General features: G+C 56.3%; 19 protein-coding genes. 10 read left to right on the top strand and 9 right to left on the bottom strand.

Translation table 11 applies throughout. The features are described from left to right. Window positions 1-7 precede the first annotated feature (7 nt). On the bottom strand, window positions 8-739 hold the full coding sequence (gene ycgR, locus FU672_RS01790; protein WP_148241918.1) for a flagellar brake protein YcgR: 732 nt from the start codon (window positions 737-739) through the stop codon (window positions 8-10). Between the two features lie 208 nt (window positions 740-947). Here ycgR and FU672_RS01785 point away from each other — a divergent pair, with 208 nt between their 5' ends. Beyond that, window positions 948-1,202 carry a GlsB/YeaQ/YmgE family stress response membrane protein gene (locus FU672_RS01785; protein ID WP_008502662.1) on the top strand — a complete coding sequence of 85 codons (255 nt, stop codon included), beginning with the start codon at window positions 948-950 and terminating at the stop codon, window positions 1,200-1,202. Window positions 1,203-1,314: 112 nt separating this feature from the next. After that, window positions 1,315-3,417, top strand: coding sequence for a TonB-dependent siderophore receptor (locus FU672_RS01780; protein ID WP_148241917.1), 2,103 nt, complete (start codon window positions 1,315-1,317; stop codon window positions 3,415-3,417). A 62-nt stretch (window positions 3,418-3,479) separates the two neighbouring features. Here the strand turns inward: FU672_RS01780 and FU672_RS01775 are convergent, their stop codons facing one another. Beyond that, a complete protein-coding gene (locus tag FU672_RS01775; protein WP_148241916.1) occupies window positions 3,480-5,165 on the bottom strand; it encodes an alpha,alpha-trehalase in 1,686 nt (561 codons plus the stop codon). 102 nt (window positions 5,166-5,267) lie between these two features. After that, window positions 5,268-6,224, bottom strand: coding sequence for an AraC family transcriptional regulator (locus tag FU672_RS01770; RefSeq protein ID WP_148241915.1), 957 nt, complete (start codon window positions 6,222-6,224; stop codon window positions 5,268-5,270). A gap of 115 nt (window positions 6,225-6,339) precedes the next feature. On the opposite strand from FU672_RS01770, the gene FU672_RS01765 reads away from it, so the two are divergent. After that, on the top strand, window positions 6,340-7,527 hold the full coding sequence (locus FU672_RS01765; RefSeq protein WP_148241914.1) for an MFS transporter: 1,188 nt from the start codon (window positions 6,340-6,342) through the stop codon (window positions 7,525-7,527). Between the two features lie 48 nt (window positions 7,528-7,575). Here the strand turns inward: FU672_RS01765 and FU672_RS01760 are convergent, their stop codons facing one another. The 4 genes from FU672_RS01760 to FU672_RS01740 all read right to left on the bottom strand — a co-directional run bounded on the left by FU672_RS01760 (window position 7,576) and on the right by FU672_RS01740 (window position 11,328). After that, a complete protein-coding gene (locus FU672_RS01760; protein ID WP_148241913.1) occupies window positions 7,576-8,055 on the bottom strand; it encodes an Hcp family type VI secretion system effector in 480 nt (159 codons plus the stop codon). A gap of 221 nt (window positions 8,056-8,276) precedes the next feature. Continuing rightward, window positions 8,277-8,981 (bottom strand): hypothetical protein, encoded by a 705-nt coding sequence (locus FU672_RS01750; protein ID WP_148241911.1) that lies wholly within the window; start codon window positions 8,979-8,981, stop codon window positions 8,277-8,279. A 277-nt stretch (window positions 8,982-9,258) separates the two neighbouring features. Continuing rightward, window positions 9,259-10,269 (bottom strand): type I glyceraldehyde-3-phosphate dehydrogenase, encoded by a 1,011-nt coding sequence (gene gap, locus FU672_RS01745; protein WP_148241910.1) that lies wholly within the window; start codon window positions 10,267-10,269, stop codon window positions 9,259-9,261. 78 nt (window positions 10,270-10,347) lie between these two features. Then, entirely contained in the window at window positions 10,348-11,328 is a 981-nt protein-coding gene (locus tag FU672_RS01740) for a GlxA family transcriptional regulator (protein ID WP_148241909.1), read from the bottom strand. A 149-nt stretch (window positions 11,329-11,477) separates the two neighbouring features. On the opposite strand from FU672_RS01740, the gene FU672_RS01735 reads away from it, so the two are divergent. Both FU672_RS01735 and FU672_RS01730 read left to right on the top strand, forming a co-directional pair. Further along, window positions 11,478-12,449 (top strand): fatty acid desaturase, encoded by a 972-nt coding sequence (locus FU672_RS01735; protein WP_148241908.1) that lies wholly within the window; start codon window positions 11,478-11,480, stop codon window positions 12,447-12,449. Continuing rightward, window positions 12,442-13,200, top strand: coding sequence for a phosphate/phosphite/phosphonate ABC transporter substrate-binding protein (locus FU672_RS01730; protein ID WP_148241907.1), 759 nt, complete (start codon window positions 12,442-12,444; stop codon window positions 13,198-13,200). The genes FU672_RS01735 and FU672_RS01730 overlap by 8 nt, the downstream gene beginning before the upstream one ends. Here the strand turns inward: FU672_RS01730 and FU672_RS01725 are convergent. Then, window positions 13,179-14,075 carry a LysR family transcriptional regulator gene (locus tag FU672_RS01725; RefSeq protein WP_148241906.1) on the bottom strand — a complete coding sequence of 299 codons (897 nt, stop codon included), beginning with the start codon at window positions 14,073-14,075 and terminating at the stop codon, window positions 13,179-13,181. The two genes, FU672_RS01730 and FU672_RS01725, sit on opposite strands and share 22 nt — an antisense overlap. A 22-nt stretch (window positions 14,076-14,097) precedes the next feature. Further along, a complete protein-coding gene (locus FU672_RS01720; RefSeq protein ID WP_148241905.1) occupies window positions 14,098-16,386 on the bottom strand; it encodes an FdhF/YdeP family oxidoreductase in 2,289 nt (762 codons plus the stop codon). 1,003 nt (window positions 16,387-17,389) lie between these two features. Here FU672_RS01720 and FU672_RS01715 point away from each other — a divergent pair. From FU672_RS01715 to tssM, 5 genes are read left to right on the top strand one after another with little or no spacing between them, the layout of a single operon-like run. After that, window positions 17,390-17,884 carry a hypothetical protein gene (locus FU672_RS01715; RefSeq protein ID WP_032647696.1) on the top strand — a complete coding sequence of 165 codons (495 nt, stop codon included), beginning with the start codon at window positions 17,390-17,392 and terminating at the stop codon, window positions 17,882-17,884. Between the two features lie 23 nt (window positions 17,885-17,907). Next, window positions 17,908-18,411, top strand: a complete 504-nt coding sequence (tssJ, locus tag FU672_RS01710) for a type VI secretion system lipoprotein TssJ (RefSeq protein WP_148241904.1) — start codon at window positions 17,908-17,910, stop codon at window positions 18,409-18,411. A gap of 28 nt (window positions 18,412-18,439) precedes the next feature. Next, window positions 18,440-19,783, top strand: a complete 1,344-nt coding sequence (gene tssK, locus FU672_RS01705; RefSeq protein ID WP_148241903.1) for a type VI secretion system baseplate subunit TssK — start codon at window positions 18,440-18,442, stop codon at window positions 19,781-19,783. Window positions 19,784-19,800: 17 nt separating this feature from the next. Further along, window positions 19,801-21,039 (top strand): DotU family type VI secretion system protein, encoded by a 1,239-nt coding sequence (locus FU672_RS01700; protein ID WP_063440429.1) that lies wholly within the window; start codon window positions 19,801-19,803, stop codon window positions 21,037-21,039. Between the two features lie 2 nt (window positions 21,040-21,041). Continuing rightward, window positions 21,042-24,662: a type VI secretion system membrane subunit TssM gene (tssM, locus tag FU672_RS01695; RefSeq protein ID WP_148241902.1), complete on the top strand. Its 3,621-nt coding sequence runs from the start codon at window positions 21,042-21,044 to the stop codon at window positions 24,660-24,662. Window positions 24,663-24,678 lie beyond the last annotated feature (16 nt).

Here is a 24,678-nt window from a genome sequence, read left to right as displayed (position 1 = left end):
ATTTTCTTCACAGGACTTTATTTGCGCGTTCCCGCGCCTCCCGCTCGAGAGAATAGATGATGCGCTGTAGCTCACGCTCTGCACCGGGCCCGACGTTCAGGAAACGGAAGCTCAGACGCGGCGTGGTGATGGTTTCATTTTTGCTGTCCACGACGGTGCGGTCGCTGATGGCTATCAGCTGTGCATCGAAATAAAAGCGACCCCAGCCACCCATATCCAGTTCGATTTGCGTAAACCGCATGCCCTCTACCAGTCCGTCAGGTTTCGGCGTATCCATCAGTGCGCCCATGCCGCCCAGCGACAGATCGAAGAGGCGGAAGCGGATCTCTTTTTTGTCCGGCATTTTGGCCTTACAAAAATAGGCGGGATGGAGCGGGGCGCTGATGCGGAAATATTCTCGACGCTGAACAAACCAGAGATTGGTGGGAAGCGGGGTAGCAAAAGCAGGGAGTCCCTGGTATTCGCTCAGTTCCAGTCGCGACAGGACAAACTCCACTTTGGCACCCTGCGTTTCTGCCATCACCGCGATATTCTCCGCTTTCAGCGCCGCGCGGTTTTCATACTCCTGACTGCCTAAATCGATCACCAGTCGCTCCTGCGAGACGTCAAGGATCTTGCTGATGAACTGATTATTCGACCAGCTGATGCGCAGCGGCACTTCACCTTTTTGCAGGTCGCGTAATACCCCTAATACAGCCAGCGGATTTTGCTTGAGGAACTGCTCACTGTAATGACTCACGCCGGATGGCTCCTTGATTGATGACAGACTGTCTTAGCGTTATCGGCAATCTGCAATGAAACTTAATACAAACCGGTGAGTTTTTTTTGCCTGTTTAAGCAAAGATAAGTCGGTGAGATGAAAATGGTTTTCCGGCGATGACCTATACTTAAGTTAGCTGTGCAGAAGGTTTTCTGCGCACGCGTTAAACCTGCAAGAGGGCATCGCTATGGGTATCATCGCCTGGATTATCTTTGGTCTTATTGCTGGCGCTATCGCTAAACTGATCATGCCGGGAAACGATGGTGGCGGCTTTATTTTGACTTGTGTACTCGGGGTCGTTGGTGCGGTTGTGGGCGGCTGGCTGGCGACGATGTTTGGCTTTGGAGGCAACATAAGTGGTTTCGACCTGCACAGTTTTCTGGTCGCTGTCGTGGGTGCCATTGTGGTGCTGGGCATATTCAGGTTACTGCGACGAGCATAAATTGACATAAACGGCTCTCTGCGGAGGGCCGTTTTTTTGCCTGAGTATTGATTTGTTAATCTAAATGATAATAATTGTCGTTCCGTATTGCATCTAACAACAAGACGACATTATGAATACCTCACGTTTTACGCTTTGCGCCCTGGCAGGCGCTGTTACGCTGGCATTGCAGGTCCCGGCGTTCGCCGAAGAATCCACCATCGTCGTCACGGGCTCAGAACAGGGCAGCGCGCTGCCGGCCTGGACGAACAGCGCCACGAAATCGGCCGTTGCCGAAAGTAAAACGCCGCAGGTCATTACGACCGTTTCTGCGCCGGAAATTGAAAAGCGTCACGCGAATTCGGTGAATGAAATCCTGCGCTATGCCCCAGGCGTCTCAACCGAGGTGCGGGGGAATACCTCCTACATGAGCGAATATAAAATTCGTGGCTTTACCGTCGACCAGGAGTTCTACAACGGGCTGCAGCTGCCCTATAACGTCACCGGCAATACCAAAGCGCGTATCGATCCGCTGCTGATTGACAGCGTGGATATCCTGAAAGGCCCCTCATCGGTCCTCTACGGCGGCGGTTCGCCGGGCGGGCTGGTGAATATTCAAAGTAAAAAACCGCAGCGAGAAGCCCGAACCGAGATCGGCGTTAACACCGGAAACCGTAATCTGAAAGAGGGCTATCTCGATTCAACCGGGCAGATTGCTGACAGCGACTGGAACTACCGTCTGCTGGGCAAAGCGACGGAAAACGACGATCAGCCGCACACCACCCGGTATGAAAACTACCTGGTTGCGCCGTCCGTCACCTGGCAACCCGACAGTAAAACCCGCCTTACCCTGGACGCGCTGGCGCAAAACACCCCGAGCCTGACGCCGTCTGACCCACTGCCGCTCGCTTATCTGCGCTCGAAATATGCCGATCGCCGGGATTATGCCGGAGATGAATGGAGCGGGTTTAAGCAGCGTCAGTGGATGCTGGGCTACAGCTTTGAACATGAATTTGACAGCGGCTGGGGCTTTAATCAGAAAGCGCGCTATTTCGACGTCGATACCCACCAGCGCAGCGTCTACGCGACAGGGACGGGAAGCGAGGTGTATCAGCTCAACCGCTTTGCTTATACCACCGATGAAGACCTTAAGAGTTTCAACATCGACAACCAGGTGACCAAAACCGTTGCGCTGGGTGACTGGAAACACCATCTGCTGGCCGGGTTTGACTATCAGAAGCTGAACTCCCATTTCCATTATCGCTACGCGTCGGCCACGCCGGGTATCGATATGCGTCATCCTGACTATTCGCAGATCCAGGAAAGCGCGCTGGGACTGTATACCGCCCAGAAAAACCGTCTCAGCTACCAGCAAAACGGCTACTACCTGCAGGATCAGGTAGAGTTTGGCGGCCTCAACCTGCTGGGCAGCCTGCGCTACGACGATTACCGCTCCGTCACCACCAACTACCTGCAAAACGGTGATAAAGCCTGGGTATCGCAGGATCGCGTCACCAAACGCCTGGGTGCGCTTTACGCCTTCGATAACGGGATTTCGCCATTTATCAGCTATTCAGAAGGTTTTGCACCGGTGTCACCGCAGGGAACGCTCACGGCGAAAGACGTCAAGCCGACCACCAGCAAGCAGGTTGAAGGCGGGGTAAAATATCTGCTGGCCGACTACGCTACCACCTTTACCGCCTCGGTGTTTAACATCCGTCAGAAAAATGTCGTCACCTCCGATCCGGGCTTCCTGAACTATCGTCAGACCGGGGAAGTGGAATCTAAAGGCGCAGAGCTGTCCGCCATCAGCCGCCCTACTGATAACCTGACGCTGATTGCCAACTATGCGTACACCCACGCGATCAACCGGGAAGATGACAAGTACAAAGGTAAACGTCCAACGCAGGTCCCGGAGAATGCCTTCAACCTCTGGGGTGATTACACCTTTGAGAACACGCCGCTGAAAGGGCTGATGCTGGGGGCGGGCGCACGCTACACCGGGCCGATGGAAATCTCTCCGGCAAACGATATGGGAAAACTGGGCGGCACCACCCAGTACGATCTGGCGGCTTCCTACCGGATGGGCGAAATCCTGCCCTCGCTGGCAGGGTTAACGCTTAAAGCCAGCGCGCAGAACATCACCAATAAAGAGACGCTGACCTGCTACGACGCGACCAACTGCTGGATTGGGCGTGACAGGACGTATCAGTTAGGGGCGAGTTACAGTTTCTGAGTAAATTCCTGTGAGTTCAAAATGTAGGCCGGGTAAGGCGTAGCCGCCACCCGGCAATACCCTTACTGCGCCGCAGCTTTCACCGGCGCAGCCTCATCATTCGCTGCAGGCTGATTCTCCGGCACGCTGTCGCATGGTTTTGCTTTCGGACAGACCCGATCCAGCATTTTCAGCGTCACACCGTTACTCCAGCCGAATCCGTCCTGCAGCGGATACTCGCCGCCGCCACCGCCCGTACCGGTTGTCGACACGTCATATTTTTCGACCAGTTTCTTTTCCCGATCGTAAGTATGCTGAACGTTCTTCAGGAAGCGCCAGGTCACATCCATCGAGACCTTCTCTTGCCCGTAATTCTGCAGCCCTTCTGCGGCCACCCATTGCAACGGGGCCCAGCCGTTTGGTGCATCCCACTGCTGGCCGCTATTGACGGTGGTGGTCGCAAGACCGCCCGGTTTCAACAGGCGCGATGAGGTTGCCGCGGCGACTTTATCGGCCCGATCCTGCGCCGCCGCCTTCACGTAAAGCGGGAACAGGGCTGCCGCCGTGAGCTGATTGCGTACCTTCTTGCTCTTCAGATCGTAATCCGCGTACCAGCCCTCTTTATCATTCCACAGGTGGCTCTCGATGGCTTTCTGACGCGCCGTTGCCAGCGCCTCGTATTTGCTTGCGCTGGCGGCGTCGCCACTCTCCTGGCTTGCCCGCGCCAGCAGTTTTTCCATCCTGAACATCAGGGCGTTCAGGTCCACGGGCACAATGCTGGTGGTCCGGATGGTGCCGAGTTTTTGCGGGTCGTCCATCCAGCGGGAGCTAAAGTCCCAGCCCGAGGCCGCAGCGGAACGCAAATCGCGGTAGATCTCGGTCGCAGGTCGGTTAGGGTTACTTTTGGCGGTATTCACATCGTCAAGCCAGGACTCCGGGCGTGGGGTATCGCGGTCGTCCCAGTAGCGGTTGAGGATAGCGCCGTCATCCAGTTTCACCACGCGTTTGTTAGCCTGCCCCGGCTGAAGGGCGTCGACGCCGTCCATCCAGTAGGCATACTCTTTCTCCATCTGCGGACGATACTTCTTCAGCGCATCGCTGTCGTGCGTTGCCAGCAGTTCCACCATCAGCGAGAAGAACGGCGGTTGGGATCGGCTCAGGTAATAGCTGCGGTTGCCGTTGGGAATGTGGCCGAAGGTGTCAATCTCATACGCAAAGTTATCCACCATGTCGCTGATTTTGTCCCAGTGATCGCTCTCTGCCAGGCCCAGCATGGTGAAATAGCTGTCCCAGTAGTAGACCTCGCGAAAACGTCCGCCGGGCACAACGTAAGGTTTGGGTAACGGCAGAAGGGAATCCCATTTGTTGCTGGCTTTATCCGTGGTGCGCGTCAGTACGGGCCAGAGATCGTCGATGTGCTCACGTAAGCTTTGCCCGGTAGGCGGAACATATTTTTCCCCTTCCGCAGGGAGCGTGAAGTTCATCTCGACAAAGTGGCGTAAGTCAAAGCTGGACTGTGTGTGCTGCATCCGATAATCCGCCAGAATCATCAGCGGGTCGCTTTTGGGGACGGCATCAGCGAAGGTTTTCTGATCGGGAAACAGTTTGGCACTTTGCACATCATTAAACAGCGGGCCCAGCAAAATATCGGGCGAAGTTGTCTGGGTTGCGGGGCTATCATTGGCATAACCCAATGTCGTTACGCCGAGCAGCGCGCCTCCTAACGCAAGGGGCAAGAACGCGGGGCGTAGTGTACGAGGTCTTATCATCAGTTCGTCTCCTGTCTTCACTAAACAGCGTGACCGCTGTCGTCAATCACCTGAAAACCTTAGACGAATATTGCCCGCTTCGCGTTAAATATTGCTGGCCAGTCAGACCTCTTCCGGCGTCTGGCTGGCTTCCCGCAGCGTGCCCGGCGCATGTCCAATAATGCGCTTAAACGCCCGGCTAAATGCCGCCAGAGAGCCGTACCCCAGCCGCAGCGCGACGGTTTCAATCGGTTGATTTTCGTGGCGAATGTACTGGATGGCCAGCCGCATCCTCAGCTCGCTGAGATATTTTGCCGGGGTGGTTCCCGTCGCGGCCAGAAACCGTTCGGCGAACACGGAACGGGACGTGCCCGCTTCTTTTGCCAGATCCGCCACGCTCCAGTTCAGGCCGGGCTGCTGGTGCATGGCGTAAATGGCCCGGCTCAGGCGCGGGTCGCGCAGAACCTGCACCCAGCCGGTGGCTTTACCACAGCCGCCTTCAACCCAGCCGCGCACGATTAACGCCGCCACCACGTCGGCCAGGCGCGCAAGGATCCCGGCGTACCCGGCCTGACGCGCCACCGATTCCCGCTCCATCGCCGCCAGCAGCGGGTGGATCTCCGGCCAGGTGGACATCAACCGGCTGACCATCATCACTTCCGGCATCGCCTTGATCAGCGGCTGCATCCCGCCAAGCTCAAAATCCATGCACCCGCTAAAGATGATGGTGTTCTCGCTTTCCGGACAGGGCTCGCAGGTGATGGCACACACCGAGCTGCAGATGGGCTCGCTGGGAAAGGCATTGATGGGCGTAATGGTTGCCCGCTCGTCGGAGAGCAGGGCATGGGAATTACCGCCCGGAATAAACAGGGCGTCCCCGCTACTCAGTTCGAACGTGGCACCGCTTTCCATTCGCAGCAGGGCGCTGCCGTGGCTCACAAAATGAAACTGCGCCCTGCCGGGCGCCTGATGGAACGCAACGCCAAACGGCGAGCTGGCTTCAATCCGTCGGTATTTCACCCCTGAAAGGCGCATGCCGCGTAAAAGTTCGCTGATCAAATCGGGTGACTGTACGGTCATGGCGCAACTCCGGACGAATAATCAATAAGTGGAGATTATATGTCATAGATCGTCCAGGGTGAACCTTCTATGCTTTTGCGACAGTTGTCACATTTTTATAACGGGAGAAAAACAGATGAATTCATGTGTCGCGGCGAGCGAGGCTGTAGCGCCTGCAAAACCCGCCTGGCGGGCCGTCTATTCACTGGGGCTGGGGGTGTTTGGTTTGATTACGGCAGAATTTCTGCCCGCCAGTCTGTTAACGCCGATGGCCGCGAGCCTGGGCGTAAGTGAGGGAATGGCCGGACAGGCCGTCACCGCCACCGCGCTGGTGGCACTTGTCACCGGGCTGCTGATTACCCCAGCCACCAAAAGTATCGACCGCCGCTGGATGCTGATGTTTTTCTCGGTCCTGCAAATTATCTCCAGTCTGCTGGTAGCCTTTGCGCCGACGCTGCACGTGTTGCTGATGGGGCGTCTGCTGCTGGGGGTAGCCATCGGGGGATTCTGGGCGATGTCGACGGCCACGGCGATGCGTCTGGTGCCGGCGGATAAAGTGCCGAAGGCGCTGGCGGTGATCTTCTCCAGCGTATCAATTGCCACGGTGGTCGCGGCGCCGCTCGGCAGCTATCTGGGCAGCCTGATTGGCTGGCGCAACGTCTTTGTTCTCTGCATCCTGCCGAGCATGCTGGCGCTGCTGTGGCAGCTGTGGGTACTGCCGTCCATGAAGCCGGAGAGCAGCGGTAGCCTGAGTACGCTGTTCCGCGTGCTGCGTCGTCCTGGGATGATCGGCGGCATGCTGGCGACCATCCTGATCTTCAGCGGCCATTTCGCCTTCTTTACCTACCTGCGTCCGTTCCTGGAAACGGTGGGGCAGGCGAGCGTTGAGACCATTTCGCTGATCCTGCTGGGTTTTGGGCTGGCCAACTTTGTCGGCACCTCCGTTGCCGGGCATCTGCTGGCACGTAATCTGCGCCTGACGCTGGCGCTGGTGCCGTTCGCGATGGGCGTTCTCGCGCTCACGATGGTGGCGTTTGGTCATCTGGCTATGCTGGACGGGTTCCTGGTCGCGCTGTGGGGCTTTGCATTCGGTCTGGTTCCGGTGGGCTGGTCAACCTGGCTTGCCACCACTGTTCCGGATGAAGCCGAAAGTGCAGGAGGATTGCTGGTGGCCTCAATTCAGCTGGCAATCAGTGCCGGAGCGGCCGGGGGCGGGGCGGTATTTGACCTCAACGGTGCCAGCGGCGTATTCGCGGGAAGCGGTTTCCTGCTGGTGATGGCGATGGTGATTGTGTTTATGGGCGTGAAAGTTAAAGCAGAGTGAGTGCTTTCCCTCTCCTTTGGGAGAGGGGCTTAACGGGTGTCCATTGTTCTAAGCTACCGCTCTTTCATTCCATGTGTCTTTAAACATGATGTTCCCGTCGCAATATTTCCATTCGATCGATTCATAGCGGAGTTCGACTTCTTCCATATGCGCACTTGCGATACCGAGCGGGTGCAATACTGGCGAGATCCTTGTTATCTTTACGTTTTCCAGTATGATGTTGAAGTATTCACGCTCAATACCGGCGTCATCAAATTTATACATTTTAATCAATGCTGATTTGAAGGTTTTGCCTGTACATACAGCACGAAATAAATAGGGTGTGATGCGGTCTATTTCTTTTTCAAAGGTAATTGGAACATGAAGGCGTGTTCCCGTAAGTTTTCCCGTGTTGGAACAGGTGGGGATCCAGACAGAGTGGTTAAACGATTTTAGTTCGGTAGAGCCCAATCTTGTAGGCATTAAACACTCGCCTAAAACAGGCGCGTTATTTTCATCAGTAAACCATATATGGGCTGGTGTAGACATTTATTCATCCTTTGTTTTGTAACGAAATGCAATGAAGTACACAACTAATACAATAATCCCAACGATTCGTAGTGCAATTTTTTCGTTTTCTATAAAACTCACTACGACGGCACCAAGAATGATGGCGAATATTCCAGTGCCATACCAAAAAAAATCATCCATAATGTCTTGTAAGGAACTTTTTAAAAATTGTATCAAAAATGCTTTTATTGATGGCCACATTATCGCATCATTCTATTCAGCGCATCAGCAATTTCGCTATCGGATGCAGTGTTTAAGTTAAGATACCCGGCTTTCATTATCACCGGTTCAATAAGGAAATACATCATTTCCAGCTTTTCAACATACAGCGCATGGTAAAATAACGGTTGAAATTTTTTAAGTGTATTTGCGCTGTCTGCCGCATGCTGAACTATAGCGTAAAGGTTTAATACGGTAATTACACCTCCTGTGCTCAAACCAACCTTTTTCATAAATGCACTTTTTACGGCCGCGTTCATGTTATTACCATAACAGATGTATGACGTGACGGCATAAATCAAACCATTCTTAGATACTTGCTTTACTGAATAGTTTGTTGTAAATGGTATTGTTTTTTCGAGAATGTTTTTTCTTTGAATAATGGATTTGTTCTGAAGCATCGTTTCAATATAAATCCTTACCATTCTAGAAATTACATCTCTATGCTTAACAAGTTCGGCGACTCCTGCTAAGAACCTCAAATCTTCCGAACCCAATTTTGTACAGACATCCTGATAATTGTCTGTAAAGCAAGACGTATAATAAAGCAATCGCGTGGTAGCATCACCAAGATTGTTTAAATATTCTATGACACCATCCTTCACCCCCGCGACGGCACGATCGAGCCTTACTGCGAGATTTTTATCGGATCCAATTCTTTCTATAATTTCCTTGCTGTAATACATAATAAGTCCCTGTTGTTTACAGGGTTTATCATGGTCTACGTTATCGTCTAAAGAAAGTGATCGCACTCGCACTTTTATAAGTAAAATAAAGAATAACCACTATCCTATTATCTAAGTTAATCGATGCTTTTTTATAATTGATACGATGAATTGGAAAGTATTGAATAAGCGTAAGATTATCTTGAATTATATATTCTGCGAGGGGGGGATATTACTTAATGATGATATAAAGTGTAGGCCGGGTAAGCGCAAGCGCCACCCGGCATCAAGGTATGGCTTACAGCCCTTTCTTATCCATCAGCACCGCCAAATCCACCAGGCGGTTTGAGAATCCCCACTCGTTGTCGTACCACGCCAGGATCTTCACCATGTTCCCGCCAATCACCAGCGTGGAAAGCCCGTCGATAATCGAGGAGCGTGGGTCGCCCTGGTAATCGCTGGAGACCAGCGGTTCATCGCTATAGCCCAGAACGCCTTTCAGGGGCCCGCTGGTGGCAGCATTGCGGAACGCGTCATTCACCTCGTCGGCGGTCACGTTCCGGCTCAGCGTTACCGTCAAATCTACAATCGACACCACCGGCACCGGCACGCGCAGGGAGTACCCGGTCAGTTTGCCGTCAAGGGAGGGGATCACTTTCCCCAGCGCTTTCGCCGCGCCGCTGGAGTAAGGCACTATCGACAGCGCCGCCGCGCGTGCGCCGCGTAGATCTTTCTCCGGCTGGTCGTGCAGCGCCTGGCTGTTGGTGTAGGCATGCGTGGTATTCATCAGGCCATGCTCAATCCCGAACTGCTGATGCAGCACCTGAGCGGCCGGTGCCAGACCGTTCGTGGTGCAACTCCCGTTACTCACCACCGTGTGTCGGGCGGGATCGTACTGCTCATGATTAACCCCCATCACAATCGTCAGGTCGTCGTTCTTCCCGGGGGCGGAAATGATGACGCGCTTAGCGCCGCCGTGGGTGATATGCACTGCCGCTTTTTCCCGCTCGGTAAAGAAGCCGGTGGCCTCAATCACCACGTCAACGCCGACATCACGCCATGGGATATTCGCCGGATCGCGTTCGCTAAATACGGCGATCCGCTGTCCGTCTACCTGCAGCGCGCCGTCTGCCGCTTCAACGGGCGCGGGCAGCTTGCCCAGAAGGGAATCATGTTTCAGCAGGTGGGCGAGGGTTTTACTGTCTGTCAGATCGTTAATGGCCACAATCTGCAGATCCGGGTTACCCAGCGCCGCGCGCAGGAAATTACGTCCGATACGGCCGAAACCGTTAATACCGACCTTAACCATGGTGCACTCCTTATCTCTGTTGTCTGGAGTCACTGTAGGCGGCGGGTCGGTTGGCGTAAACGACAAAAAAGGATCAGATTATGCCATCCTGCGGCAATGGAAACGCTGGCGGTATTCGCCAGGCGTGAGGTGGAGCTGTTTCTCGAACACGCGTCGCAAATTAATACTGGTACCAAACCCGCTTTGCTCGGCTATGCGCTCAAGGGAATCGCTGGTCTGCTCAAGCAGCTGGCGAGCGGCGGCCAGACGCGCTTCGGTCACGTAGCGGGCAGGAGAGACGCCGGTTTCACGGGTAAACACGCGGGTAAAATTACGCGGGCTCATCGCCGCTTTCTCGGCCAGATTTTCCACGCACAGGTCGGCGGTGAGGTTCTGCAGGAGCCAGGCTTGCAGGTCGCTTATCGGGCCGGATGTGCCAGGCTGCTGCAGGCTGTAACGGCTGAACTGCAGCTGGCCGCCGGGACGGCGCAGATACATCACCATATCCTGCGCCACGTCGCGGGCGAGGGTAAATCCGTAGTCGTCTTCCACCAGCGCCAGGGTCAGATCGAACCCGGAGCTCACGCCGCCGGAGGTCCAGATGGGGCCATCCTGAATATACAGCGGACCGCCTTCGACGTGGATAGCCGGATACTGGGTTTGCATCGTCTCCAGCAGCCGCCAGTGGGTGGTCGCGCGCCGACCGTCCAGCAAGCCGGTCTGGGCCAGCAGCATCGCGCCGCCGCAGATAGAGGCGACGCGCCGGGCATGTGGCGCAGCGAGATGCAGCCAGTCTACCACCGCCGTGCTCTCCAGCTCGTTCATGCCGCGTCCGGTGATGATAATGGTATCCAGCGCTTCACGCGGATCCAGCTCCGGCAGACGATAGTCCGCCAGCAAATTCAGGCCGGACTGGCCGTGGATCACCTGGTGAGGCTGCGTGGTGGCGATGATAATCCGGTAGCGGGGGCGCGCAAGCCCTTCCGGATGCAGCCGGTTGGCCTGCATCAGAATGTCGGCGATACCGGCGGCTTCAAACAGCATGCCGCCGTCGGGAACAATAATCAGGATCTTCTTCATGTCCTGAAAAGTACCTTTATCACAGAATAAGTCAAGCAACACGTGCGCCCCACGTTTCTGGCAAAGCAAAGCGATTTAAGTTCTTTGTTATTTCAGGCGTTATCCCCGATCGTCAGGACACTGTCTCTGGCGAAACGGCGTCTGAAGGAATGGGTAAACGAAGCTCCCTCTATTTACATCCGCAACAACGCAATCAAATCCACCGTCTCGCGTCGGGATTCCTGTGGCGAAGCGAACTGCCCACGTGGCTGTTGATCGTTACTATTTATGCAGGCTGGTTTGCCACGCTGACGTTCTGGCAAACGCTCGGCCTGCTGCCCGCCACGCTGCTGCTCATCGGGTTTACCGCCTGGTACATGTCTCTGCAGCATGAGCTGATCCACGGACACCCCACGCGTTTTGCCTGGCTCAACCAGCTGTTTGGCACGCTCCCGCTGTCGGTCTGGTATCCGTATGGCCTGTACCGGGACTCCCATCTCGCCCATCATCGGCACCATAGCCTGACCCATCCGGTGGATGACCCTGAGTCGTACTATTTTACCGACGAGCGCTGGGCGCGCTTTTCCCCTTTGCAGAAACGTGCGATCCGCGCCCGGAATACCTTTGCCGGGCGGCTAGTGCTGGCGCCGCTGCTGGATATCCTTCAGACGCTGGGCTGCGCCGTGACGGCATTTCGTCATCTTCAACTGCGGGCAATGACGATGTGGCTGGTTCACGTTTTGCTGCTGGTGGCGCTCTTCGCCTGGATGACGCATACCGGTTTTTCACCCGTCTGGTTCGTGCTGGCGGTCAGTTATCCGGCGCTGGCGCTGACCAAGGTCCGATCGTTTTTCGAACATCGCGCGGCGGACGATCCGCTGGCGCGCTCTGTTATTAACGAGGCCGGGCTGTTCTGGCGGGTACTGTTTTTGAATCTCAACTACCATTCAGTACATCACGATCTGCCGGGCGTTCCCTGGTACGGGCTGAAGGCGATCTACCAGCAAAACCGGGAGGCGTACCAGCAGCGAAACCACGGTTTTCTCGTCAGGGGCTATGGTGAATGGCTGCGTCAGTTCTGGGTCAGACCCGTCGACGTCACCGTTCACCCCGGAAAACAACAGGGGGAAGGGTATGAGTAACCTGCTGGCGTTTCCCATGTATGGTGTGGATCGCGCCGACACCCGCGCGCTCTGGCTGGCGGTCAAGGGGCTGCTGGCTGCGCGCGGTGTATCCGTCGATCGTGACCCCGGCGAGCCAGGGTCTGACCTGCTGACCCACTGGCAACAGCCTGCGCTAATCCTCAGCCAGACCTGCGGTTATCCGCTGGTCACGCAACTGCCGGACGTGCAGGTGGTCGGCTGTTTTCACTACACGGCACCGGGCTGCGAAGGGATCCAGTACCGCAGTTTTCTGGTGGTGCGCGAGGAGGATCGGCATCTCAAGCTGGCGGATTTTCGCGGACGTCGTGCGGTCTGTAATTCCCCGGACTCGCAGTCCGGCTACAATGCGCTGCGAAAAAAAGTGGCTCCCCTGACCGCTGACGGTCCATTTTTCGCGCAAACGTCCTTTAGCGGCAGCCATCGCCAGTCGCTGATTGATGTGAAACGCGGGGCAGGGGATATCGCGGCTATCGACTGCGTGACCTGGGCACTGCTGCAGCGCCATGAGCCGGAACGGCTTGCGGGGCTGGCGATCATTGACCGTACCCCGCTGACGCCGGGATTGCCGCTGATTACTTCGCATAACACCTCGCCTGAAACGCTGAACGCCATTCGCGATGCGCTACGCGAGCTGGTGAGTTCACCGGTACATCAGGAGGCTTGCGACGCGGTGCTGATCGGCGGTTTTAGCGTGGTGACGCGCCAGGCCTACGCCTCATTGTCCGCGTGATAAATCTCCTGCGCGTCGGTAAAGCAGCGCAGCGCCAGCGAGGAGACGGGCTTCTGCCTGCGCATAATCAGGCCGACAGGAGCCTCAATGTTCGCGTCGGCGATGGGGACAATCCTGAAATTGCCGTTCAGTGCCTCCAGCCCGTTATTCAGCGGCATCACGGCGCAGCACACGCCGCTCTGAACCGCCTGAATGATCTGGAACGTCGAGTCGCTCTCGAAAACGGACGTCGGTTCGATGCCGGCAGCGTTAAAGCTGGCCTCCATATGCGCCCGGTAATGCATCCCTTTGGTCAGGAAACCCAGCGGAAAATCCGTCAGGTCGCGCCAGGTCAGCGTTGCCTGGCCGAGCTGGAAATGGCGGGTGTCGTGCAGCAGGCCCATCTTCGTTTTTGGCAGTTGGATAATGTCGAACAGACTGGTGTCGATACTGTTGAGATAGCAAATTCCCAGCTCAAGCTGATTACGGCTAACGCCGTCGGCAATCTGCGCTGAGGACATGGAATAGAGGCTGTAGGTCAGCTCCGGGTATTTTTGCGTCAGCAGGCGAATGAAAATCATCGGATCCACGCTCGCCAGCGGCACCATCCCCAGACGTAATTCGCCCACCACCTGGCCTTTGCACAGCGCGGCTTCCGCCTGTAACCCGTCGTGCGCGGCCAGCAGGGCGCGGGCCCACGCGAGGATGCGTTCACCCTCCGGCGTAAACCCTTCAAAGCGCTGCCCGCGAACAATCAGCACCAGCCCCAGCTCCTCTTCCAGGCTGCGGATGCGCATGGAGAGGGTCGGCTGGGTGATGTTGCACTGCGAGGCCGCTTTACCAAAGTGCCGGGTCTCGTCGAGTGCGATTAAGTATTTTAACTGTTTAATATCCATCGTTATCTCTGCGCAAGCAGCCTTACAGCATGCGGATCTCTTTTGAGCGCAGGGTGATGCGAACCGGAACGGATTTATACGACGGCGTACCGCTGTCCTTATCCAGATAATCAAGCGGTACCAGCACGTTGGCCTCCGGGTAATAGGCGCCGACCGTGCCCGGCGCGATGTTGTACGCCACCACGGTAATGTCTTTCAGACGCTGAACGTTGCCGGGGAGGGCGGTTTCGATATCCACGCGGTCGCCGTGTTCCAGCCCTGATTGCGCCATATCGTCTTCGTTCATAAACAGCACGTCGCGGCGGCCAAACACGCCACGGTAGCGGTCGTCCAGGGCGTAAATGGTGGTGTTGTACTGGTCGTGGCTGCGCAGCGTGATCAGCCGCAGAACATGCTCACCTTCACCGCTGGCGTTCTCGTGAACACCGTCGAACACCGAGAACATCGCTTTTCCCGTCGCCGTTGGCCAGATACGTTGCGTCGGCGGCAGCGGCATGCGGAAGCCACCGGGAACGCGGATGCGCGCGTTGTAGTTCTCAAAGCCCGGAATGGTCTGCTCGATCAGATCGCGGATCCGGTCGTAATCCTCAACCAGCGTCAACCAGTCTACGCGAGTGGCCTGCAGGGTGGCTTTCGCCATGCCGGCGACGATAGCGGGTTCCGAACGGAGTAACGGTGAGGCGGGTTTCAGCTTGCCGGATGAGGCATGCACCATCGACATGGAGTCTTCGACGGTAATGGACTGACGACCAGTGGCCTGAATATCCAGTTCGGTACGGCCGAGACACGGAAATATAAAGGTCTCTTTACCGACCAGCAGATGGGTGCGGTTCAGCTTGGTGCCGACGTGCACGCTCAACTCCAGGTTACCCATCGCCGGAAAACCTCGCTCGTGATCGGGCATCGCGACGGCAAAATTACCGCCGAGGCAGATGAGCGCTTTCGCACGGCTGTCAATCATCGCCTGCGTGGCCTGCACCGCATCGTGTCCGTGGTGAGACGGTGGCTCAAAGCCGAATACGTCCTTGAGACGGTTCAGGAAGGCCGGCGTGGGTTTCTCGCTGATCCCGACGGTACGGTTCCCCTGAACGTTTGAGTGGCCGCGCAGGGGGCATATTCCCGCGCCGGGCTTGCCGATATTTCCGCGCAGCAGCAGCACGTCAGCAATCAGTCGAACGTTCGCCGTGCCTTTATTGTGCTGGGTAATTCCCATCCCGTAGGTAATGATGGTGGCATTTGATTTCGCATAGGCATCGGCCACTTTTTTGAGCGCCGCACGGCTCAGGCCCGACTCGCGCTCGATCTCGTCCCAGCGGGTTTGCGCGATATCGGCGGCGAAGTCCTCAATGCCCTGGGTGTGTTCGGCAATAAATGCGTGATCCAGCACGTCACCGTGTTCGGTCTCCATTTCCAGAAGGTGTTTGGCAATGCCTTTCAGCGCGGCGGCATCGCCCCCGGCCTTGACCTGGAAATAGGTCGAGGCGATATCCGTTGAGCCGTAGGTCGCCATTTCAATCACGCTTTGCGGGTCAGCGAAACGTTCCAGGGCACGTTCGCGCAGCGGGTTAAAGACGATAATCGGCACATTGCGACGTGCCAACTCATGGAGAGTACCCATCATTCGCGGATGGTTGGTGCCGGGGTTATGACCAATGGAGATCACCAGCTCGGTCTTATCGAAGTCGTCCAGCGAGACGGTGCCTTTCCCGATACCAATTGAACGCGGCAAACCGACGCTGGTGGCCTCGTGACACATATTCGAGCAGTCGGGGAAGTTATTGGTGCCGTATTCGCGAGCGAACAGCTGGAACAGATACGCCGCTTCGTTAGAGGCTCGCCCGGAGGTATAGAACTCGACCTGATCCGGTTCGAGCCCGCGCAATACTTCGCCGATGTGTTGAAACGCCTCGTCCCAGTCGACAGGCCGGAAGGTATCGCTTACCCGGTCATAGCGCAGAGGATGCGTCAGTCGACCGTAGCCTTCCAGTTCAAAGTCCGATTTTGCCAGCAGTGAGGAGACGCTGTTTTCTGCCAGAAACGCGGGGGTAACGCGTTTGCTGGTCGCTTCCCAGGTCACCGCTTTGGCGCCGTTCTCGCAGAACTGGAACGTCGATTTGTGTTCTTTATCGGGCCACGCGCAGCCCGGGCAGTCAAAACCGTCAGGCTGGTTGGTGCGCAGCAGCGTTGCGGGGGCATCAAGGGTATCCATTTGGGTACGTACCGCGATAGCCGTCGCTTTTAATGCACCCCAGCCTCCGGCAGGACCGTCATAGTGTCTGATACCTGGCACTGAGCGTCTTTTTTTGTTCATACCCACTCCTGATTTGTTCGGTCACACAACGTCTGAACCCATAAAAGCGCTGCGCAGGACAATAAGCGAAAGCAATGATGACCGGATGGCTACGCGCATGCGGTGCGGAAAAATGCTTTATCTTAAATTCTTTTTATTACAGCGATTTACAGGAACTGATGTTTAAGTATTTAAAGAAATTATAACGAATTTTTATCATTTCAATAATAAATCTTATCTATCACCCGGTAGGCGAGATAGATGGCGATGAGCAAGGAAGGATGTAGCACCAATAAAACTTCGAATGAAGTTTGCGAGCGGTAGAAATAGACAATGCTCGCGACTGGCGGGCAATTGCGTGCATTTTTCGGTTGCGATAATGACAGGAAGGTTAACTCAGGCTTAATGATTAATGGGGATAATTTATGCCTGACAGGGTAATTATCACATCGTGAAATATAAAGTTATTTTGAGCCGTGAAATTAACGCCGGACTGCATAAGTGAAATAGGTACATTCAAGGCGTAAACTGCGTTAAATATTAAAGGTACATTGTTAGTGCAACAAATAATTCATCGGCGATATATTCTTCTGACATCACCAATACGCGAATTCTACTAATTATGGTAGTGGCGATAATAGCTATATTGCTTTAATGAAAGTGGTTCTCTTTTGTGTTTTTGTTTTATATAACAAGCAGTTATATTGATTTTTGATGAAAAAATAAATGGGTGTAGGCCATGTAGGATTTTTTATTAGGATTAATCCTATAATCTGCCGACTGCTTCATTTACCAACAGTTACGTAACGGTAAATATTGAATTGAGGCGAAGCTCATGTAAACTTGTTTACCGTTTGTCAAAATATGTCAGGAAGACGCTGGGCCTTATTCTGAAGGGCTCGTGCGGTAGCTATGCCCTTAAAATAGTAACGCCCCGAAAATATCCTGACTATTTTAACAATAGCACTTAAGTCAAACTTCATCCCCTTATCTCCATCATCGAAATATCGCTACGGAAAAGCATATGAAAATGCGCGTACTGTTTTCACTTCTGTTTGTAATGGCGGTGGCGGGCTGTAAAGCGCCGCAGAAACCTGTGATCAACGACGATACGATCGAGACCAGCCAGGTCAACGGCGTAACCTTAACCCACCGTCACGCCGTTACGCCGCCGACGGAGTTCACGCCGGTCAACGAGCCGTATCGCGCCATGTATCCGGCCTCCCTGATGAGCCGTCCTGACTTTGGCGGTAAAGTTATCCGCAACCTCGAGACCGGAAAAACGTATGTGGTGCTGGGGCAGGTTGAACACTACTGGATGGCGCTTGCCGATGAAGGTAACGATCAGCTGATTGGTTACGTCCCGATGCGCGCCGTGATCAAGGCCGACCAGTACGACGCCGCCGTGCGTAAACAGGCCATTCGTCCTAAGGCGCGTAAAAAAGCGACCTGTGTTGATGTCGATGGCAACAGCAAAGCCTGTAAAGACAGCGCTAACGGTACCTGGATCCTGAACTAAACGGCTTTCATGAGCGCATTTTTATGAATAATAAAAATTTTCATAAGCTGTGGTTACTCTTTTACGCGGTGATTTTCGCCCTGGTCAGTGGTTGTACGTCGTCTTCACACAGCGACCCCTCCCGCTACAATCTGCAGTTTCAGGCTCATCCACAAATCAATGAATCTGCGCCGCTTAAGGTTCGGGTGTTGTTGCTGAAATCCGATGCGGATTTCATGTCCAGCGACTTCTACTCTCTGCAGAACAACGCGTCAGCCACGCTTGGCGCGAATCTGCTGAACAGCGACGTGTTCTTCCTGATGCCGGGACAGCTGTCCAAAACCCTCAGTGGGCAAAGCTCTCCGGAGGCCCGCTACATCGGCGTGATGGCGGAGTATCAGGTGCTGGATGGCAAAAAATGGCGCGTTTCACTCCCTCTGCCTGTACCTGGGGAAAATCATATCTACCAGTTCTGGAAATGGTCCGCAGATGAACTTCAGGCCAACGTTTTTCTCGACGTGAACGGCATTCGGGTCATCAGCCAGTAACGCGCTTCAAAACAGGAAACACATCATCATGACGAAAGCAGAAAAGGTCGTCTGGACCGAAGGCATGTTCCTGCGTCCACACCATTTTCAGCGGACTGAAAGTTATCTGCTCAACCATGTTCGTGAATGGGGTGCGCTACAGCGGTCATATCTCTGGGGTTTTCTTGACGTTGAACTGGATGAAGCGATGCTTCGTCAGGGATGCATTGCCCTGAGCTATTGCAGTGGCTTGCTGCCGGATGGCACCTTTTTCCAGGTACGTAACGGGCGCAACGGTCCTGTACCGCTGAAAATTCCTGACAATCTCACCAACGAAAAGGTGGTGCTCGCACTGCCGGTCCGTCGGGGCGAGAGAGAAGAGGTGATTTTTAGCGAAGAGCCGGCCTCGCTGGCGCGCTTCATCGCTTTCGAACAAGAGGTGGAAGACGACAACGCCATGTCGGTGGGGGATGCCACCGTCCAGTTTGGCCGTCTGCGTCTGACCCTGATGCTGGAAAAAGACCTTACGGCAGAATGGACCGCCATCGGCGTGGCGTTTGTGACAGAGAAACGTAACGACAACCATGTGCGGCTCGACAACAGCTACATCCCGCCAATGCTCAACGCCAACAACAGCCCGCAGATCTACAGCATGATCAACGATCTGCACGGCTTGCTGGTGCAGCGCAGCCAGCAAATTGGCGGTCGTTTGCGCCAGCCTGGCCGCTTTAATACCTCCGAGCTGATTGAGTTCACGCTGCTGTCGCTGGTTAACCGTCATCTGGGCGAGGTTTCTCATTTAAAAACCCTCCCGCTGATGCATCCGGAAACCCTCTGGCGCAGCTGGCTGCCGTTTGCGACCGAGCTCGCCACCTGGACGTCACAGCGTACCGCTGAAAGCGTGCTGCCGATTTACGATCATGACGATCTGGCAAACTGCTTCAGCAAACTGATGCTGATGCTGCGTCAGGGGCTGTCGCTGGTGATGGAAGACCACGCGATTCAGCTGCCGCTTAACGAACGCTCTCACGGCCTGAACATCGCCACGGTGCCTGAAACCAGCATGGTGCGTGAGTTCGGCTTCGTGCTGGCGGTTAAAGCCAATGTGCCTGGCGAACACCTGCAAACCCATTTCCCGGCGCAGATGAAGGTCGCGCCAGTCTCGAAAATCCGCGATCTGGTTCAGCTTCAGCTGCCGGGCATTATGCTGCGCGCCATGCCGGTTGCGCCGCCGCAGATCCCGTGGCATGCCGGCTACAGCTACTTTGAACTGGAGAAGGGCAGCGAGCTGTGGCACGAGATGGATAAGTCCGGTGCATTCGCCCTGCATCTTGCAGGGGAATTCCCCGGGCTGGATATGGAGTTTTGGGCCATCCGTAGCCCGACAGAATAATAAAGCGAGCGCTTAATATGCAGGAACGACAGGACACCGGCAGTGATGCCGCGTTTACCGGAGCCAGTAGCAACAATCAGCTGGTGGCAGCCGCCAATCCGCTGCTCAATGCGATTCCGCAGATCCGTCATTCGGTCTCCCATGACGATCAGGTGGCGCTACGCCAACGCCTGATCGATGAGATTCGCCGTTTCGAAGTTCGCTGCCAGCAGGCGGGGTTGCCCTACGAAGTGATCGTCGGGGCACGTTACTGCCTGTGTACGGCGCTCGATGAGGCCGCCGCGCTCACCCCCTGGGGCAGCAGCGGCGTCTGGTCAAGCAACGGTCTGCTGGTGACGTTCCATAACGAAACCTGGGGCGGCGAGAAGTTCTTTCAACTGCTGGCGCGCCTGTCGCAGAACCCGCGCGAGCATATTCTGCTGCTGGAGATGATCAACTACTGCCTGCTGCTGGGCTTCGAAGGACGTTATCGGGTGCTGGATAATGGCCGCACCCAGCTTGAAACCATCAAGCAGCGGCTGTGGCAGATGATCCGCGGCGTGCGCGGCAGCTATCCGCCGCCGCTTTCTCCCCATCCGGAAGATCGTCCGGTGCTGCGCAAGCTCTGGCGGCCGATGGTTCCCCTGTGGGCCTGCGTGGCGCTGGCCGGGTTTATCGCCTGTCTGTTTTATATCGTGCTTAACTGGCGTCTTGGCGATAACACCAGCCCGGTGCTGGCGAAGATTTACCAGTCCCAGCTGCCGGAAACCACTATTCAGCAACCGGCCCGTCAGCTACCGGCGGTGCTGAACCTGCGCGGCTTCCTGAAACCTGAAATCGAGGCTGGCCTGGTCGCGGTGAAAGACGAAGCGGATCGCAGCGTCGTTATCCTGAAAGGCGATGGGCTGTTTGCCTCTGCCTCTACCGTGGTGCGTGACCGCTATGAACCGGTCATCAACCGCATTGCGCAGGCGATGAATAACGTCAGCGGCAAAATTCTGGTGGTGGGCTACAGCGACAACGTGCCGATTCGCAGCGCGCGCTTTGCCTCTAACTATGAACTCTCTCTGGAACGCGCCCGCTCGGTACAGAAAATGCTGCAGGGAAGCCTCTCTCAGCCAGGCCGCGTGAAAGCGGAAGGGCGGGGCGAGATTAACCCGGTGGCGCCGAACACGACGCCTGAAAATCGCGCCCGTAACCGCCGTGTGGAAATTACTCTGCTGGTGTCGCCTGAAAACACTCAGGCTGAGCTGAACGGATTGCCGCAAGGAAACTAAGGATGCTGACTACACTTCTTTCCATTTTGACCAACCGCATTCTGTGGAGCTTCCTCGGCGTAACGGCGCTTGCGGCGGTGATCTGGATGATTGGTCCTCTGTTGTCCATCGTGGACACCCGACCGCTTGAGTCTGAACAGAACCGTATTATCAGCATTGCCGTGGTCTATCTGCTCTGGGCGCAGGGCCACATTCTGCCGCGCCTGTACAATGCCTGGCTAAACCGCAAGCTGATGGACAAGCTCAAAGAGAATACCGCCAGCCCGGAAGCCGCGGATCCGCAGAAGCGGCTGAACAGCGAGGAGCAGATCCTCGCCAGCCGTTTTGATGAAGCCGCGCAGATGCTCAAAAAAGCGCACTTCAGCAAAGCGGGTCAGGGCGCCCAGTGGACGCAGCGCTTCAGCACGCAATATCTCTATCAGCTGCCGTGGTACGTCATTATCGGCGCGCCGGGCTCCGGTAAAACCACGGCGCTGGTCAATTCCGGGCTGCAGTTCCCGCTGGCCGATCGTTTCGGTAAGACCGCGCTGCGGGGCATTGGCGGCACGCGTAACTGCGACTGGTGGTTCACCAATGAGGCGGTGCTGCTGGACACGGCGGGCCGCTATACCACCCAGGAGAGCGAGCAGGTGCAGGACGCCGGCGAGTGGCTGGAGTTCATGGGGTTACTGCGTAAGTACCGCCGCCGCCAGCCGATCAACGGTGTCATTATCACCATCAGCATTTCTGACCTGCTTACCCAGTCTGCCGAGGCGTCCCGCCAGCAGGCGGTGAATCTGCGTCAGCGTCTGTCCGAGCTGCATGAACAGCTGGGTATCCGCTTCCCGGTGTACGTGATGGTGACCAAGGCCGACCTCCTTAAAGGCTTCCGCGCCTGGTTTGCCGACTACGACAAAGCGCAGCGCGACCAGATCTGGGGCTTTACGCTGCCGTGGGAGCAAACCAAACACGCCGATTACGACCTGATGGGCAACTTCCAGCAGGAGTTTTCTCTGTTACAGCAGCGCCTCGATGCCGGGCTGCCGGAAACCATGCTGAAAGAGCATGACGCGAAAACCCGCGCAGAAGCGTATCTCTTCCCGCAGGAGTTCGCCGCGCTGCGTCCGCTGCTGGCGGACTACCTGAGCACGGTCTTCGCCCGCTCCAACTTCGAAACCGAGTTCTCGCCGCGCGGGATCTACTTCGCCAGCGGGACTCAGGAAGGTATGCCGTTCGACCGCGTGATGGGCGAACTGAACCGCGCGCTGTCGCTGCCGGAAGGGGCGGAGGCGGATAACTGGGACTCGGTCAGCAAAGAAGCGCCTATCCCTGGCGCAAAAGGTCAGAGTTTCTTCATTAAGAACCTGCTGCAAAACGTCATATTCCAGGAAGCCGGGATCGCAGGCGAAAACCGCTGGTGGGAGCTGCGCAACCGGGCGGTAATCTGGTCCGGCTACGCGGCGTTGCTGGCCCTGCTGGTGATCCTCGGCGGACTGTGGCTCACCAGCTATGCCAAAAACAAGGCCTATCTGGAAGAGGTGGATGCGAAAGTGCCGCTGCTGGACCAGCAGAGCAAAGCCTTACAGAACCAGACTCAGCGTGACCTGTTCGAACTGCTTCCGTTGCTGAACGGTCTGGTCGACCTGCCGAAAAGCGACGCGTTTGATGTGAACGATCCGCCCGTATCCCGCCGTATGGGGCTCTATCGCGGGGATGACGTCAGCGATGCCTCGCAGTCTCTGTACCAGAAAGCGCTGGATCAGATGCTGTTGCCTGCCGTCGCCATGCACATTACCACCTGGCTTCGCAACGACAACGGCAGCGATGTGGAATACAGCTATGAAGCGCTGAAAGCCTATCAGATGCTGTATCAGCCGAAGCACTACGACGGCAAATTCCTGCATTCGTGGGTGATGCTCAATCTGCAGCGTAACCTGCCGCAGAACGTCACGAAGGCGCAGCTGCAGCAGCTTGAATGGCACCTGACGCAGCTGCTGGAACCGAAAATTCAGGCCTCGCCGTACGCTCAGGATGAATCTCTGGTTGCCCGCGAAAGAGCGATGATCAACCAGCAGCCGCTCTCGACGCGCGTATACGGTCGTCTCAAACGCCTGCTGGAACATGATGACAACCTGAAGCCGGTCTCCCTTTCTGACCTGGGCGGACCGCAGAGCGAGCTGGTGTTTTCACGTAAAAGCGGCAAGCCGGTGAGCGAAGGCGTGCCGGGTCTGTATACGCCGGACGGTTACTGGAAAAGCTTTAACGGCCAGATTGACAGCGTAACCACCGCCCTGCACGAGGACGACGCCTGGGTGCTGGGGGCCGCGACGGTGCAGGAGGATAAACAGCAGATCGATAACGCCGTGCGCCAGCTCTACATGCGCGACTTTATCGCTAACTGGGATCGCTTCCTCGCCGACATTCAGCTCAATAACAGCGCCGATCTTTCCCAGCGCATCAACACCGCGCGCCTGCTCTCCGGCGCAAACTCGCCGCTGCGCCGTCTGGTGCAGAACCTGAGCCAGGTCCTGACGCTGTCACGCAATGCGCCAGCGCCGGACGATGCGGGTAAAGCGCAGGCGCAGAGCAACCGTGCCACCCGAACGCTGGAAGCCCTGTTCAGCAACAATGACGCTGCGCCGACCCAGGCCGCCGTGGTCACCCAGGCGCCGGAACAGCTGGTCACTGACCACTATGCGCCGATGATTGAGCTGGCGCAGCCGCTGGAAAAGGGCGGGAAGACCATCGTGTTTGACGATTTTCTCAAGCAGGTGGATGAGCTCTATCGCTACCTGACCGCCGTCCAGGATGCGGCCAACAGCGGCATGCCGGCACCGGGCGGCGAGGCGATCAGCCGTCTGCAGGCCAGCGCCGGTCGTCTGCCGGGCGGTCTGCAAACCATGTTCAGCAATATGGCGGTAGGCGCCAGCAGCGATACCCAGCGTCGTGACCTGGAAAACGTGCGTAAGCGAATTAACGTTGAAGTGGGCGGTTTCTGCCGCCAGGCAATCGCCGGTCGTTACCCGCTGGTGCGCAGCGCCAGCACGGAGGTTACCCCCGACGATCTCGCGCGCATGTTTGCGCCGGGGACCGGGCTGATGGACGCCTTCTTCCGCGACAATCTGACCAATAAAGTGGACACCACGCAGGCAAACTGGCGCTTTATGCCGGGCATCGACGGTAAAACGCTGCCGGGAAGTGAAGGGCTGCTGAGACCGTTCCAGCAGGCTCAGTCTATTCGCGACGCCTTCTTTGCTAATGGCGCAACGACGCCGTCCTTTAAGGTGACGGTTCGCACCGTACGAATGGATAACACCATCCTGAACCTGACGCTGGACGTTGACGGCCAGCTGCTGCGCTACAGCCACGGTCCTCAGGCCGTGCAGATCATGAACTGGCCGGGGCCGGGCGGCACCAACCAGGTGCGCATGCAGCTGGGGCTGGCTAACGGCAGCACGGCGACGCTGGTCACCAACGGCGCCTGGGCGCTGAACCGCTTTTTCGATAAAGCGAGCACCAGCCCGGGCGCGGGTAGTCTGAGCCGTCAGGCCACCTTCAACGTCGACGGACATCAGGTCACGCTGGAGTTTGCGCCAAACAGCATTCGTAACCCGTTCCAGCTTCCCCGTTTCTCATGCCCATAACCGCAAGGACAGCCGT

The organism is Enterobacter asburiae, assembly GCF_008080435.1.
Lineage (GTDB): Bacteria > Pseudomonadota > Gammaproteobacteria > Enterobacterales > Enterobacteriaceae > Enterobacter > Enterobacter asburiae_C.
Note: the sequence above shows the minus strand (reverse complement) of the source record. Positions and strands in the feature narration are given on the sequence as shown.

What these genes read in the sequence shown, in the direction of transcription:
- FU672_RS01785 (WP_008502662.1), top strand. Translation starts at nt 948, where the DNA reads ATGGGTATCATCGCCTGGATTATCTTTGGTCTTATTGCTGGCGCTATC.
- FU672_RS01780 (WP_148241917.1), top strand. Translation starts at nt 1,315, where the DNA reads ATGAATACCTCACGTTTTACGCTTTGCGCCCTGGCAGGCGCTGTTACG.
- FU672_RS01775 (WP_148241916.1), bottom strand. Translation starts at nt 5,165, where the DNA reads ATGATAAGACCTCGTACACTACGCCCCGCGTTCTTGCCCCTTGCGTTA.
- FU672_RS01770 (WP_148241915.1), bottom strand. Translation starts at nt 6,224, where the DNA reads ATGACCGTACAGTCACCCGATTTGATCAGCGAACTTTTACGCGGCATG.
- FU672_RS01765 (WP_148241914.1), top strand. Translation starts at nt 6,340, where the DNA reads ATGAATTCATGTGTCGCGGCGAGCGAGGCTGTAGCGCCTGCAAAACCC.
- FU672_RS01760 (WP_148241913.1), bottom strand. Translation starts at nt 8,055, where the DNA reads ATGTCTACACCAGCCCATATATGGTTTACTGATGAAAATAACGCGCCT.
- FU672_RS01750 (WP_148241911.1), bottom strand. Translation starts at nt 8,981, where the DNA reads ATGTATTACAGCAAGGAAATTATAGAAAGAATTGGATCCGATAAAAAT.
- gap (WP_148241910.1), bottom strand. Translation starts at nt 10,269, where the DNA reads ATGGTTAAGGTCGGTATTAACGGTTTCGGCCGTATCGGACGTAATTTC.
- FU672_RS01740 (WP_148241909.1), bottom strand. Translation starts at nt 11,328, where the DNA reads ATGAAGAAGATCCTGATTATTGTTCCCGACGGCGGCATGCTGTTTGAA.
- FU672_RS01735 (WP_148241908.1), top strand. Translation starts at nt 11,478, where the DNA reads ATGGGTAAACGAAGCTCCCTCTATTTACATCCGCAACAACGCAATCAA.
- FU672_RS01730 (WP_148241907.1), top strand. Translation starts at nt 12,442, where the DNA reads ATGAGTAACCTGCTGGCGTTTCCCATGTATGGTGTGGATCGCGCCGAC.
- FU672_RS01725 (WP_148241906.1), bottom strand. Translation starts at nt 14,075, where the DNA reads ATGGATATTAAACAGTTAAAATACTTAATCGCACTCGACGAGACCCGG.
- FU672_RS01720 (WP_148241905.1), bottom strand. Translation starts at nt 16,386, where the DNA reads ATGAACAAAAAAAGACGCTCAGTGCCAGGTATCAGACACTATGACGGT.
- FU672_RS01715 (WP_032647696.1), top strand. Translation starts at nt 17,390, where the DNA reads ATGAAAATGCGCGTACTGTTTTCACTTCTGTTTGTAATGGCGGTGGCG.
- tssJ (WP_148241904.1), top strand. Translation starts at nt 17,908, where the DNA reads ATGAATAATAAAAATTTTCATAAGCTGTGGTTACTCTTTTACGCGGTG.
- tssK (WP_148241903.1), top strand. Translation starts at nt 18,440, where the DNA reads ATGACGAAAGCAGAAAAGGTCGTCTGGACCGAAGGCATGTTCCTGCGT.
- FU672_RS01700 (WP_063440429.1), top strand. Translation starts at nt 19,801, where the DNA reads ATGCAGGAACGACAGGACACCGGCAGTGATGCCGCGTTTACCGGAGCC.
- tssM (WP_148241902.1), top strand. Translation starts at nt 21,042, where the DNA reads ATGCTGACTACACTTCTTTCCATTTTGACCAACCGCATTCTGTGGAGC.